The sequence below is a fragment of the Pseudomonadota bacterium genome (genome assembly GCA_039193195.1).
Lineage (GTDB): Bacteria > Pseudomonadota > Gammaproteobacteria > Steroidobacterales > JBCBZW01 > JBCBZW01.
On record JBCCWS010000001.1, the window covers coordinates 281,972 to 294,882 of the forward strand.

Genomic DNA, 12,911 nt, shown 5'->3' on the forward strand with positions numbered 1-12,911 from the left:
CACAGCTCACAACGCGGGCGAGTCGCACTTTCATGAATCTTCACGAGTATCAGTCGAAACAACTGTTCGCCGACGCCGGGATTCCGGTGCCGCAGGGCAAGGCGGTGACCAACGCAGACGACGCGATTGTCGCGGCGCGCGAGATCGGCACCGACGTGGTGGTGGTCAAGGCACAGGTGCATGCCGGCGGTCGCGGCAAGGGCGGTGGCGTCAAGGTGGTGCGGTCGCCGGAAGAGGCGGGCGAAGCAGCGACGGGCATGCTCGGCACCCAGCTGGTCACGCCGCAGACGACCGCCCAGGGCTTGCCCGTCGGGGCCGTACTGGTCGAGGCCGGCTCGGCGATCGCTAAGGAGTTCTACCTGGGACTGCTGTTGGATCGGGGCGCGCGACGGCTGACGTTCCTGGCGTCGGCGGCGGGCGGCATGGACATCGAGCACGTGGCGGCGACCACGCCGGAGAAGATCGTGCGGGCCGTGGTGAACCCGGCGGCAGGCCTGCAGCCCTTTCAGATTCGGCGTCTCGCGTTTGGTCTTGGCCTGACCGAGAAGGACCAGATGAAGTCATTTTCCAAGATCGTCACCGCGCTGTACGACCTGTATCTGCGCCATGACGCCAGCCTGGTGGAGATCAACCCCTTGATCGTCACCGAGGGCGGCGACCTCCTCGCGCTCGATGCGAAGATCAACATCGAGGACAACGCCCTGTTCCGCCAGCCGGCCATCGCGCTGCTGCGAGACGAGTCGCAGGAAGACGAGATGGAGCGCGTGGCCCACGACCACGATCTTAACTACGTTTCCCTGGACGGTGACATCGCCTGCATGGTGAATGGTGCCGGACTCGCTATGGCCACCATGGACATCATTCAGCTGCACGGCGGGTCGCCGGCCAACTTCCTCGATGTCGGTGGCAACGCGACCAGCGAGCGCGTCTCTCATGCGTTCCGCCTGATCCTCTCAAACGAGCGGGTAACGGCAATCCTGATCAATATTTTCGGCGGCATCGTACGCTGTGACCTGATCGCAGAGGGCATCATCGATGCGGTGCAAACGGTGGGTGTGCCAGTGCCTGTCGTGGTGCGCCTGGAGGGTACCAACGCGGCCAAGGGGCGGGAGCTGTTAGCCGCGAGTGGCCTCGCCATCATTCCCGCTGAGGATCTGACCGACGCCGCTTCCAAGGTGGTTGCTGCCGCAGGAGAAAAGGCATGAGCATCTTGTTGACCGCGCAGAGCCGCGTCATCTGCCAGGGCTTCACTGGCAAGCAAGGCACCTTCCACTCAGAGCAGTGCATCGCCTATGGCACGCAATTGGTAGGCGGCGTTACCCCGGGGCGCGCTGGGCAGACGCACCTCGACCGTCCGGTCTTCGACACCTGCCACGATGCGGTCGCCGCCACCGGCGCCGACGTGAGCATGATCTACGTACCGGGGGCCTTCGCCGCGGATGCGATCCTCGAGGCGGCGGATGCCGGCATCGGCCTGATTGTCTGCATCACCGAGGGCATCCCGGTGAACGACATGGTGCGCGTGCGCGCTGCCCTCGCCGATTTCCCCAACACCCGCTTGGTCGGTCCGAACTGTCCGGGGGTCATCACGCCAGGGCAAGCCAAGGTGGGCATCATGCCGGGCATGATTCACACGCCCGGGCGTATCGGCGTTGTGTCTCGCTCTGGGACGCTCACCTACGAGGCAGTTCACCAGACCACCTTGCAAGGCTTGGGCCAATCCTCCTGCGTGGGCATCGGCGGTGATCCCGTGCGCGGGATGGACTTCATCGACACGATCGCCCTGTTCTCCGATGACGAGCAGACCGACGGCATTATCATGGTGGGTGAGATCGGAGGCACCGATGAGGAGGCCGCGGCCGCCTACATCAAAGACCACGTTAGCAAGCCCGTCGTCGCTTACATCGCGGGCGTCACGGCACCGCCGGGTAAGCGTATGGGCCACGCAGGAGCGATCGTCTCCGGTGGTCAGGGCACGGCCGAAGCGAAGTTTGAAGCCCTCGAGACGGCGGGCGTCACGACCGTGCGCTCGCCGGCGGAGCTCGGCAGCGCCATTAAGGCGCGCCTGGGCGGTTGATGGCGCCGCGTGGAGGAGGCGAACGCCGTCTCCGGGTGGCGATCGCGCAGCTGAACCCGATGGTCGGCGATATCGCCGGCAACGAGCGTCAGATCCTCGAGCAGATGTCGGCGGCCACGGCCGCCGGCGCCGATCTAATCGCCTTCCCTGAGCTCTGCCTATGCGGCTACCCGCCGGAAGACCTGCTCTTTCATGGCGGGTTTCGTCACCGTGTGGAGACCGCGCTCGAACGCTTGCGCCGCGCCGCCGGCGAGGTCGTCTCCCTGGTGGGGTATCCCGAGTTCGATGCAGGTGTGATCTACAACGCCGTCGCGGTGCTCCATCGCGGTCGGCAGGTGACTACCTATCGCAAGCGCATCCGCCCGAATTACGGCGTGTTCGATGAGAAGCGCTATTTTCGTCGCGGGGATAAGCCCTGTGTGGTGGACGTGGCGGGTACCCCTGTTGGCGTCACCATTTGCGAAGACCTGTGGGGCGAGGGGCCGGTGGAGGAGACCGCCACCGCTGGCGCGCAGCTAGTGATTAACGTCAACGCCTCGCCCTTCGACTTTCAGAAGCAGGCGGAGCGCGAGCGCATCGTGCGCGAGCGGATCGCCAAGACCCGTGTGCCCGTGGTGTACGCGCACATGGTGGGTGGCCAAGACGAGCTGATCTTCGACGGGCGCTCCTTCGTTATGGACGCTCAGGGCAAGATGGCAATGCGTGCTCCCGCAATGGAGACAGGACTCTACCTCGCGGATTTCCTTGGCGATGACAGCGGGCTGACTCCCGAGCAAGGTGAGGTGGCGCCAGAGCCGGGTGTGAACGCACTCATTTATGACGCGTTGGTGCTCGGCGTGCGTGACTACCTTGGCAAGCACCGCTTTCCCGGGGCCCTGGTGGGGCTTTCCGGTGGAATCGATTCAGGGCTAACGCTGGCGATTGCCGTAGAAGCCTTGGGCGCTAAACAGGTTCGTGCGGTCATGATGCCTTCGCGCTTCACCTCGCAGATGTCGCTGCAGGACGCTCAGCAGCAGGCGGCCAACCTCGGCGTCGAGTACGACGTAATCTCCATTGAGCCGATGTTCGAGACGGTCCTGTCGAGTCTGCAGGATGCCTTTGCGGGCAAGCCCTTCGACACGACGGAGGAGAATATTCAATCGCGTTGTCGCGGTGTGATTCTGATGGCGCTGTCGAACAAGACAGGGCGCTTGCTGCTCACTACTGGCAACAAGAGTGAGATGGCGGTGGGCTACGCCACCCTCTACGGCGACATGGCCGGCGGCTTTGCGCCGATCAAGGACTGCACAAAGACGCGGGTCTACGAACTGGCGCGTTACTGCAATATGCGCGGCTGGGAGATGATCCCCGAGCGTGTAATCGAACGGCCACCGACCGCAGAGTTGCGGGCAGAGCAGTTGGATAGTGACTCCCTACCGCCCTACGATGTGCTGGATCCGATTCTCGATGCGTTGATTATCGAAGATCTTGCCGTGAGCGACATCGTGGCTCGGGGCTACGACCGCAGCACGGTGATTCGTGTGCTCAGCATGGTGCGGCGTAACGAGTACAAGCGGCGCCAGGCCCCTCCCGGCGTGCGCGTGAGTCCGCGCGCCTTCGGCCGTGATTGGCGCTATCCGATCACCTCGGGTTACTACCTAGAAGACGGTCCCGCGGCCGAAGACTGAGCGGCCGCCGTGGCGGCGCCGGCGTCCCCTGAGCCCTCGCTCGCTGTGGCGGCCTCGAGCGATGGTTCCGGCCCGTCTCCGCGGCGGAATAGGCGGAACAGGCCCCGGCGCTCGGGCTGCAACGCTTGCTGCCCGTAGGTTTGTGCCAGCACCCGCTCCGTGTCCTCGGAGAGATTGTCGAGGCCAAGCCGATCGTAGGCGCGAGTCAGCAGCGCCAAGGCATCCTGGGTAGCAGGCGCATCTGGGTAGTTTTCGAGCACGAAGCGTGCGCGGTTGGCCGCGCCCACGTAGGCGCCGCGCTTCATATAAAACTCGCCAACGTAGACTTCGTACGCCGAAAGGCGATTACGCAGGTACACCATGCGCTCGCGAGCATCTTCGGCGTACGCACTGTTCGGGAAGCGTTGCAGGAGCAGCTGGAAGTAGGAGAAGGAGCGGTAGGCGTCGTTCGGCGGCCGCTCAGCGATGGACACGCTGAGCAACCGCTCCACGAAGTTCACGTCGTCCTCGAAAAAGACCAGGCCGCGGAGGTAGTAGGCGTAGTCAACGTTCGGGTCGCGGGGGTTTTCGATGATGAAGGTCTCCGCCGCGTCGATCGCCTGCTCCGGGCTTCTCGCCCGATAGTACACATAAATCAGATCGAGCTTGGCCTGGCGCGCCTGCGGTGAGAAGGGGTGGCGCACGGTGAGCTGCTCGTAAATCTGCACGGCCGCCTGGAAGGCGCCGAGGCTGAGGGCGCGTTGGGCTTCATCGTAGAGAAACTGCGGATCCGCGAGTTTGGCGAGGTCGTTTTGCTTGTTGCCACCACAGCCGATCGCGCCGATCGCGAGTGTCAGCGCGAGCAGTGCGATACCGAGTTGTCGGCGCCAGCCGCCGGAGGAGTCAAACGCTTCCATCATCGCCCTTGTTGTAAGTCCACGCGCTGATCGGGGCAGGCGCGCATGATACCGCAGAGCCGGTGCTTCGGGGCTACACTGGAGCGCCAGTCCGCTGCAAACACCGGTGTCCACGCCGCATGACGGCCAAGATCTCACGTCAGGCCCGGGTGCCCGAGTCCCTGGCCGGCAAGCGCTTTGACCAGGCGCTGGCCCTGTTGTTTCCTGACCATTCGCGCTCGCGCTTGCGCGAGTGGATCGATAGCGGAGAGGCTCGCCTCGAGGGCGTGCCCGCGAAGCCGCGACAGAAAGTGCTGGGGGGCGAGCAGGTCACCCTCGAGGCACGGGCCCCGGTCCGCGCGCAGGATCTGCCTCAAGACATCCCCCTGGAGGTGGTGTTTGAGGATGAAGCGGTGCTAGTGATCGACAAGCCCGCGGGGTTGGTGGTGCATCCGGGCGCAGGCAATGCGACGCACACGTTGGTGAACGCACTGCTCCATCGCGACCCGGCGCTCGAGGTGTTGCCGCGCGCGGGTCTCGTGCATCGCCTAGACAAGCTCACGAGCGGTCTGTTGATGGTGGCACGCACCTTAGAGGCGCACACGGTCCTGGTCGCCGCCCTAGAGGCACGCGACATCACCCGCCAGTACCGGGCGGTGGCATTGGGGGAGATGACCGGCGGGGGCACGGTCGATGCTGCGATTGGCAGGCACCCCGCCCGGCGCACGCGGATGGCGGTGCGCCCTCCCGATGATGGCGCGGCCCGCCCGGCTGTGACCCACTATCGGGTGGCGGAACGCCTGGCCGGATTCACGGTGGTGGATTTGCGGCTTGAGACGGGCCGAACGCACCAGATTCGGGTACATATGGCGCACTTGGGATATCCCCTGGTCGGAGACCCGGAGTACGGTGGTCGGCTGCGTCTGCCTCCTGCTGCTCGCGCCGCCACCGTCGACGCACTTCGGGGATTTCGGCGCCAGGCACTGCACGCGGCGCGCCTCGCGTTCGCCCACCCGACATCGGGCCAACCGCTGTCTTTCGAGAGTCCTGTTCCCGCGGACATGAGCGCCCTCCTCGAGGCCCTGCGCCTGCCTAGAGATGGTGCATGAATGGCGAGGTAACAGGTCCGCTCTTGGTCCCGCACTGGCCCCTGCCCGCCGGCGTGCGTGCAGTGACCACCACGCGCTGTGGCGCCGGTGCCAGCAGCGCTCCTTGGGATCGATTCAACCTAGGTGACTACGTGGGCGATGACGCGGCGTCCGTTGCCGCCAACCGCCGTAAACTAGGCCAGTTGCTCGGTGACGTGCGACCTCGTTGGCTGTCACAGGTTCACGGCTCCACCGTGGTAGATCTCGATGTAACGGTCACTGAAGCACCCGCGCCGGTGGCGGATGCCGCCGTGACCGCTGCACGCGGGCAGGCCTGTGCCCTATTGACCGCCGACTGCCTGCCGGTGCTGCTGTGTGCTTGTTCCGGCGCCGTGGTCGGCGCCGCCCACGCCGGCTGGCGAGGCTTAGCCGGTGGCGTGCTCGAGGCGGCGGTTCACGCCATGGGAACCTCCCCTGCGCACATAACGGCTTGGCTTGGTCCGTGCATTTCGCAACGTGCCTTCGAAGTAGGGCCGGAGGTCCGCGAGGCCTTCCTCGCACAGGACGTCGAGGGGGCCGCTGCCTTCGCATCGGGCCAGGGCGATCGCTGGTTCGCCGACCTTCAGCGCCTGGCGCATCAGCGATTGGTGCGCCTCGGCCTCGCGGCGTCTGCCGTTTACCGAGCCGACGCGTGCACCTACCGTGAGGGTGGGCGCTTCTTCTCCTACCGGCGAGACGGTACCTGCGGGCGCATGGCGACGTTGATCTGGCGCGTGACGGACGCTCGAGGCTGACCGAGTCGGCGCGCCCCGTCTGCGGGTCACGCTCGCGTGCCTTGTGACACTCCGAGCGCCCTTCGGTGCGACTTGAATTGTCGGCGTCGTGCCCCGATACCTTCTGCCATTAGAAAGCCCAGAGGGAGGTGTCTCACACATGCGGATGGACAAGCTCACCGCCCGCTTCCAGGCGGCCCTGGCCGATGCCCAATCGCTTGCCGTTGGCCGCGATCACCAGTTCATCGAACCGATTCACCTGATGGGGGCCCTGCTCGACAGCGAGGGCGGCGCGATCCGCCCGTTGCTCGTCAGCGCTGGTGCGAACGTGGCCATGCTGCGCTCCAAGCTAGGTGAGGCTCTCGATCGCCTGCCTCAAGTGCAAGGCACTGGCGGTGAGGTTCACCTATCGAATGATCTCGCCAAGCTCCTCAACGTCACTGACAAGTTAGCGCAGGAGCGCAAGGACCAGTACCTCTCGAGTGAGCTGTTCGTGCTCGCCGCTAGTGAGGATAAGAGCAAGCTTGGCACGATCTTGCGCGACGCGGGTCTCGTGCGCGGAGCCCTGGAACGCGCCATCGACACGGCCCGTGGCGGGGAGTCGGTGGAGGATCCGAACGCGGAAGATACGCGCCAAGCGCTCAGTCGCTTCACGCAGGATCTCACGGAGCGGGCCGAGCAGGGCAAGTTGGATCCAGTGATCGGTCGCGACGAGGAGATTCGGCGCACGATTCAGGTGCTCCAGCGTCGCACCAAGAACAACCCCGTTCTTATCGGTGAGCCCGGCGTGGGCAAGACCGCCATCGTCGAAGGTCTAGCCCAGCGTATCGTGAACGGCGAAGTCCCTGAGGGTCTGCGCGGAAAGCGGATCCTCGCCTTGGACATGGGGTCGCTGCTCGCTGGCGCGAAGTTCCGCGGCGAGTTCGAAGAGCGTCTCAAGTCGGTACTTAACGAACTCAGTAAGCAAGAGGGGCAGGTCATCCTGTTCATCGACGAGCTGCACACGATGGTCGGTGCCGGCAAGGCCGAGGGCGCCATGGACGCCGGCAATATGCTCAAGCCCGCCCTAGCCCGCGGTGAGCTTCACTGTGTCGGCGCCACGACGCTCGATGAGTATCGCCAGTACGTGGAGAAGGATGCCGCGCTCGAGCGACGCTTTCAAAAGGTCCTCGTGGGTGAGCCGACGGTAGAGGATACGATTGCCATCTTGCGCGGTTTGCAGGAACGCTATGAAGTGCATCACAGCGTTGACATCACCGACCCGGCGGTGGTGGCCGCGGCGACCCTGTCCAACCGCTACATCGCTGATCGCCAGCTCCCCGATAAGGCCATCGACCTGATCGACGAGGCAGCCTCTCGCATCCGCATGGAGATCGATTCCAAGCCCGAATCGCTGGACAAGCTCGAACGGCGCCTCATCCAATGGAAGATCGAGCGCGAGGCGCTGCGTCGGGAGAAGGACGATGCGTCGCGCCGTCGCTTGGACGAACTCGAGGGCAGCATTGCAGAGGGCGAGCGTGAGTACGCCGATCTCGAGGAGGTTTGGCTGGCGGAGAAGGCTGCTGTACAGGGCTCGACCCATCTGAAGGAGGCCTTAGAGCAGGCTCGCCAGGAGCTCGACAACGCCCGTCGTGCCGGCGACCTCACGCGCATGTCGGAGCTGCAGTACGGGCGCATACCAGCTCTCGAGAAGCAGCTTGCCGACGCCGAGAGCACGGAGGCGAGCACCACCCTCTTGCGCAACAAGGTGACCGAGGAGGAGATCGCCGAGGTGGTCTCGCGTTGGACCGGCATTCCCGTCTCGCGCATGCTCGAGAGCGAAAGGGACAAGCTCCTGCGCATGGAGCAGGTCTTGGGTGAGCGTGTGGTTGGCCAGCACGAGGCGGTAGTGGCGGTCAGCAATGCCATCCGTCGCTCACGGGCCGGTCTGTCCGATCCCCGCCGTCCGAATGGCTCGTTCCTGTTTCTTGGGCCGACGGGCGTAGGGAAGACGGAACTGACCAAGGCCCTCGCTAGCTTCCTTTTCGACGCGGAGGAAGCGATGGTGCGCATCGACATGTCCGAGTTCATGGAGAAGCACTCCGTGGCACGACTCATCGGTGCCCCGCCCGGCTACGTAGGCTACGAGGAAGGCGGTTACCTGACCGAAGCGGTACGCCGCCGCCCCTACTCCGTCATCCTGCTCGATGAGGTGGAGAAGGCGCACCCGGACGTATTCAACGTGCTGCTCCAGGTGCTCGACGACGGCCGCCTGACGGATGGCCAGGGCCGCACAGTGGACTTTCGCAACACGGTGATCGTCATGACCTCCAACTTGGGCTCCGAGCTGATCCAAGAGCTGGCTGGCGAAGACAACTATCAGCAGATGAAGAGAGCCGTGATGGGCGTGGTCGGCCAGCACTTCCGCCCCGAGTTCCTGAACCGTGTGGACGACATCGTCGTGTTCCATCCCCTCGGCGTGGAGGAGATCAGGCGCATCGTCTCAATCCAACTGGAGTATCTGCAGGCACGCCTGGCGGAGCGCGATATGACGCTGAGTCTCAGCGATGCGGCGGTGGTGCGCCTGGCCGACGCAGGCTTCGACCCGGTGTATGGCGCACGGCCCCTGAAGCGCGCGATTCAAAGCCAGGTAGAGAATCCCCTGGCCCAAGAGATCCTCTCCGGGCGTTTGGGACCAAATGACCACGTGCATGTGGATGTCCGTGAGGATGCAGAAACTTTGGAGTTTTCGAGGGAGGCTCGGGCGGCAAGCGGCTAAGGACGGGGCATAATCATCGAATCATGTGCACCGGTTCACGCGGGGATCGGTACCATGTCGCTACACTCAGGGGTTGATAGGGTGATCCCCTTACACAGGGTTAGGTGTGGGCGCGCCCGTCAAGGCGTTCGGCCCAGCACCGCCCAACGGTACCTAGCGACCCCCTTCGTACCACTTCCCCCATCGGGAGCGAGCCAGGAGTCCTGCCTGAATGCGCATCCTGCTATTGCAGCGACAGTCGATCACCGAACGCGATGACGATACCAGTCAGGCGGCGATCGATGCGTTCCTGCCCCGTTTACAGGCAAAGGTGCCTGGGCTGGACGTGGCGCAGGCGACGCGGGTGGACGAGGCGATCCTCGCAGCTGTGGAGTCTCGTCACTACGATATCGTGATCGTGGCTCAGGACGGCGCTGGGGTGAGCGCTGATGAGGACTGGGACGCTATTCTCGCCCCGCTGGTGAATCTTCGCGCCACCGCTCCCCGCGTACCTTTGCTCTACCTTGCGTTGGAGGGTAACGAGTGGCTCGCGGCCGCGGCCATCAAGTACGGTGCCAGCGACTACCTGCCGCTCCCGCGTCTTGAGGACCATGTCTTGATCCGCGCGATAAAGGAGTGCTTGGCGGGCGGTCGTCTCCCAACCAAAAGCAAGGCAAAGCGGCGCAGCGCAGAAGAGCGCGAGCAGGCGGCCAAGGGCAACGGTCGGGGCGAGTCGGACTCAGCGACGCGCGATCCGTCCGCGCCCAAGGTGTCGGCGCCAGCGAGCGAGCCGAAACGGTTGAAGTCCGTGAAGGCCTCACCGAGCGAGCGGGATTTCACCCGCGAGGGCTTGGCCAACGCCCCGGACATCCCGGGTTACCGGATTGTGCGCCTGGTCGGCGAGGGGGGGACGGCTACCACCTACCTGGCGCTCGATGAACGACGCCAGCGCCACGTGGTGATCAAGTTCATGCCTTACGTGCAGAAGCTTGGCAACCTCGACAACGTGCGGGTGTTCAAGCGCGAGTACGAAGTCATTGCGAGCCTCAACGATCGGCGCGTGGTTAAGGTGTTCGACAGCGGCGTGCGCGAAGACGGCGCCTACCTTGTGGTCGAGTACTTCGCCGGCGGCGACCTCGGTCGTCGTATGCGCCGTGCCATGAGCACCCACGCCGCGTTGCACTATGCCCGCGGTATCGCTCAGGCCTTGAAGCTAATCCACTCGCACGGTATCTACCATCGTGATTTGAAGCCCGGCAACGTGATGCTGCGTGAGGACGGCTCCGTGGCGTTGATCGATTTTGGGCTGGCGAAGTTGCCCGCGGGCCAGACCCTGGCGCAGGCCGGTCGCGTGCTAGGTACGCCTTCATACCTCAGCCCAGAGCAGGGGACGGGGGCCAAGGTGGACGGTTCCAGCGATATCTACAGCCTGGGCTGTGTACTGTTCGAGATGCTGGCTGGTCGTCGCCCCTACCTCGCGGACTCGGCGGTGCGCGTCATCGACATGCACGTGCGCGCGCCCGTTCCGGACCTGCCCGGCGAAGTGGGATCTTTGCAGGGCCTGATCAATCGGATGATGGCCAAAGACAAGGCCGATCGCTACGCCACCGCCGACGAGGTGATCGAGGCCATCGACGAGCAGCTGCGCGACCTTCCCTTCGAGCCGACGGCCAACTAGTCAGTCGGGCCCAGCCGCGTCGCGCGCCTACCAGTCGTTGCGCAGCTCGCGAAGTCGCAGGAATACCTCGCGTGCGCTCGGGTGTTCATCCAGCTCGGGAAAGCGCTTGCGTAGCTCGGCGATAACCGTTGGCTGTTGAAGGCGGAAGAAAGTGTTGACGCGTCGTTCCTCGCCAACGGTGGTGACGTACGCCTGGGCGGGGTTGTGATTGCCCTGGGCGGCGAGTAAGTCCTGGGCGGCCTGGTTGTCTGGTTCCCGGTCCAGGGTGAAGCGCAGGTTGTGTGCCAAGTAGTCATGTCCCGGGTAGACACGGGTGTGATCGCTGAGCTGCGAGAGCAGTGTGCTGAAGGTGTCGTAGAGTTGGGCTGGGTGCCCGCCGTTGTGGCAGTTGCCGGCGCCAGCGTTGAACAGGGTGTCACCGCTGAACAGGGCTGGCGAGTCTGTGCGCGAGAGCAGGCAGATGTGGCTCATCGTATGCCCGGGCGTGTCCAGGCACTCGAGATCGACGGTGTTGCCGACGCGAATCACCTCGCCGGCGCTCAGCCCTCGGTCGATGCCGCCCGGGATACGATCGGCCGCACCAGCATGGGCGAGCACGCGGGCGCGGGTGGCACTCACCATGGCCTTGTTTCCGCCGACATGGTCCCCATGTTCGTGGGTATTCAGGATCTGCGTGATCTCGAAGCCGTTGGCGCGCGCGACCTCCAGGCACTGGCGATAGTCTAGGGGATCGATGGCGAGCGCTTGGCCGGTCTCTTCGCAGGCCACCAAATAGTTGAAATTGCGATAGGCGTTCGCTGTCCAGATCTGTCGTACGATCATGATTGATGCCCGCGGGCCCGAGACGATTGCTAGAGGACTACCATGCCCATCTACGAGTACCAATGCGAGTCGTGCGGTCATCGCCAAGACGCGCTTCAGCGCATGTCTGACGATCCGCTCGTAGATTGCGCCGCCTGCGGCCAGCCAGCCTTGAAGAAGCTCATGTCTGCCCCGCGCTTTCGCCTTAAGGGCAGCGGCTGGTACGAGACGGACTTCAAATCGCAGAACAAGCGCAATCTCGCAGACGGCGCCGACGGTGGCGGGGAGACAAAGCCCACCGGCGATTCACCCAAGGGAGGTGAAGGCGCCAAAGCGGACAGCACGAAGAGCGCGGCCAGCAGCAATAGCGGCGATGCCGCCAGCAAGAAATCCTCCTCCGTGAAGAACGATGCCTCGCCGAAAAAATCCTCAGCAGCGAACTGAGTCCAGCATGAAGCGTCTTCGACGCTATCTGGTGGCAGGCCTGCTCGTCTGGGTGCCCGCCGCCGTGACCGTGTTCGTGCTGCGTGCCTTGGTGAACCTGGCCGACCGCACGCTCCTGCTGCTCCCGGCGCACGCCCGTCCCGAGGTATGGCTCGGCTTCAGTATTCCCGGCCTCGGAATCATCCTGACCCTGATCGTGCTGCTGGGAACCGGTATGTTTGCAGCCAACTTCGTCGGCCGTGCCATGGTCGATTTTTGGGAGTCCCTGCTCGGCCGCATCCCGCTCATCCGCACCCTGTACTCGGGCGTCAAGCAGGTTGCGGAGCAACTGCTGGACGAAGGCGGCAAGCCCTTCAAGCAGGTGGTGCTCGTGGAGTACCCGCGGCGCGGTGCCTGGAGCCTTGGCTTCCTCACGTCCGAGCGCCAGGGCGAGGTGCAGGTGCGTTCAGAGGAGCCGGAGCTGATTAGCGTGTTCGTTCCCACCACCCCCAACCCCACCTCTGGCTTTCTGATCCTGGCCCCGAGGGCCGATATTCGCCTCCTCGACATGAAGGTGGATGACGCGATGAAGATGGTGATCTCCATGGGCTCGGTGATTCCGCCGTACCCGCAGGAGGGCGCAGAGACCGAATCGCGGCCGGTGACCGTGGAGGGCGCGGCGGGCCTGGACCCGGCCAGCTTGCCTGGGACCGCCGATCTTGCACCGCGGCAGTCCAACTCTTAACATCGCCGGTCCTTCCGGATCGGCAGGCTACTCGACCTGAAACGTCG

General features: G+C 64.5%; 11 protein-coding genes. 9 read left to right on the forward strand and 2 right to left on the reverse strand.

Going from position 1 to position 12,911, the window contains the following annotated elements; genetic code table 11:
* The first annotated feature begins 32 nt into the window (after nucleotides 1–32).
* The 3 genes from sucC to AAGA68_01220 are packed head-to-tail and all read left to right on the forward strand — an operon-like array spanning nucleotide 33 to nucleotide 3,744.
* Entirely contained in the window at nucleotides 33–1,205 is a 1,173-nt protein-coding gene (gene sucC / locus AAGA68_01210; protein MEM9383652.1) for an ADP-forming succinate--CoA ligase subunit beta, read from the forward strand.
* On the forward strand, nucleotides 1,202–2,077 hold the full coding sequence (sucD, locus tag AAGA68_01215) for a succinate--CoA ligase subunit alpha (GenBank protein ID MEM9383653.1): 876 nt from the start codon (nucleotides 1,202–1,204) through the stop codon (nucleotides 2,075–2,077). The genes sucC and sucD overlap by 4 nt, the downstream gene beginning before the upstream one ends.
* Complete coding sequence (locus AAGA68_01220) at nucleotides 2,077–3,744, forward strand: NAD+ synthase (protein ID MEM9383654.1); 1,668 nt, start codon at nucleotides 2,077–2,079, stop codon at nucleotides 3,742–3,744. Before sucD ends, AAGA68_01220 begins: the two co-directional genes overlap by 1 nt.
* On the opposite strand, the gene AAGA68_01225 is transcribed toward AAGA68_01220, so the two are convergent.
* The gene (locus tag AAGA68_01225; GenBank protein ID MEM9383655.1) at nucleotides 3,711–4,643 is read right to left on the reverse strand and encodes an outer membrane protein assembly factor BamD; all 933 of its coding nucleotides are present in this window, start codon (nucleotides 4,641–4,643) and stop codon (nucleotides 3,711–3,713) included. The two genes, AAGA68_01220 and AAGA68_01225, sit on opposite strands and share 34 nt — an antisense overlap.
* Nucleotides 4,644–4,759: 116 nt before the next feature.
* Between AAGA68_01225 and rluD the strand changes: the two genes are divergently transcribed.
* The 4 genes from rluD to AAGA68_01245 all read left to right on the forward strand — a co-directional run bounded on the left by rluD (nucleotide 4,760) and on the right by AAGA68_01245 (nucleotide 10,895).
* Nucleotides 4,760–5,728 carry a 23S rRNA pseudouridine(1911/1915/1917) synthase RluD gene (rluD, locus tag AAGA68_01230; protein MEM9383656.1) on the forward strand — a complete coding sequence of 323 codons (969 nt, stop codon included), beginning with the start codon at nucleotides 4,760–4,762 and terminating at the stop codon, nucleotides 5,726–5,728.
* Entirely contained in the window at nucleotides 5,725–6,501 is a 777-nt protein-coding gene (gene pgeF / locus AAGA68_01235; GenBank protein ID MEM9383657.1) for a peptidoglycan editing factor PgeF, read from the forward strand. Before rluD ends, pgeF begins: the two co-directional genes overlap by 4 nt.
* 145 nt (nucleotides 6,502–6,646) lie before the next feature.
* A complete protein-coding gene (gene clpB / locus AAGA68_01240) occupies nucleotides 6,647–9,238 on the forward strand; it encodes an ATP-dependent chaperone ClpB (GenBank protein ID MEM9383658.1) in 2,592 nt (863 codons plus the stop codon).
* Nucleotides 9,239–9,449: 211 nt separating this feature from the next.
* Complete coding sequence (locus AAGA68_01245; GenBank protein ID MEM9383659.1) at nucleotides 9,450–10,895, forward strand: protein kinase; 1,446 nt, start codon at nucleotides 9,450–9,452, stop codon at nucleotides 10,893–10,895.
* A 27-nt stretch (nucleotides 10,896–10,922) separates the two neighbouring features.
* Here the strand turns inward: AAGA68_01245 and AAGA68_01250 are convergent, their stop codons facing one another.
* The gene (locus AAGA68_01250; protein MEM9383660.1) at nucleotides 10,923–11,717 is read right to left on the reverse strand and encodes a hydroxyacylglutathione hydrolase; all 795 of its coding nucleotides are present in this window, start codon (nucleotides 11,715–11,717) and stop codon (nucleotides 10,923–10,925) included.
* 42 nt (nucleotides 11,718–11,759) lie between these two features.
* On the opposite strand from AAGA68_01250, the gene AAGA68_01255 reads away from it, so the two are divergent.
* The gene (locus tag AAGA68_01255; protein ID MEM9383661.1) at nucleotides 11,760–12,140 is read left to right on the forward strand and encodes a zinc ribbon domain-containing protein; all 381 of its coding nucleotides are present in this window, start codon (nucleotides 11,760–11,762) and stop codon (nucleotides 12,138–12,140) included.
* Nucleotides 12,141–12,147: 7 nt separating this feature from the next.
* Nucleotides 12,148–12,864: a DUF502 domain-containing protein gene (locus tag AAGA68_01260; protein MEM9383662.1), complete on the forward strand. Its 717-nt coding sequence runs from the start codon at nucleotides 12,148–12,150 to the stop codon at nucleotides 12,862–12,864.
* Nucleotides 12,865–12,911: the final 47 nt, after the last annotated feature.